Origin of the sequence: Methylobacterium sp. ARG-1 (genome assembly GCF_001262595.1) — a bacterium.
Taxonomy (GTDB): Bacteria; Pseudomonadota; Alphaproteobacteria; order Rhizobiales; family Beijerinckiaceae; genus Methylobacterium; species Methylobacterium brachiatum.
In genome coordinates, this window is sequence record NZ_LHCD01000092.1 from 1 (window position 1) to 387 (window position 387).

General features: G+C 71.8%; 1 protein-coding gene. It reads left to right on the plus strand.

The features are described 5' to 3' along the window. On the plus strand, positions 1 to 387 hold a 387-nt coding region (locus tag AKJ13_RS32080), incomplete at both ends, for a hypothetical protein (RefSeq protein ID WP_160320647.1).

Consider the following 387-nt stretch of genomic DNA (forward strand, 5'->3'; position numbering starts at 1 on the left):
CGGCCGCAGCCGCGAGATCGCCGGGACGATCGAGCACCGGACCCAGGCCCTGCAGAGCGTGATCGAGCAGGCGAGCCCGGCCATCGCCGGAATGATGGAGGCCCGCGAGCACCAATTCGCCGAGGCGTTCGAGGCCCGCAGCGGCCAGCTCGAAGCTCTGTTCGCCCGGGCGCAAGCCGAGATCGACCGCCTGGTCGACGGCCGCAGCCGCGAGATCGCCGGGACGATCGAGCACCGGACCCAGGCCCTGCAGAGCGTGATCGAGCAGGCGAGCCCGGCCATCGCCGGAATGATGGAGGCCCGCGAGCACCAATTCGCCGAGGCGTTCGAGGCCCGCAGCGGCCAGCTCGAAGCTCTGTTCGCCCGGGCGCAAGCCGAGATCGACCG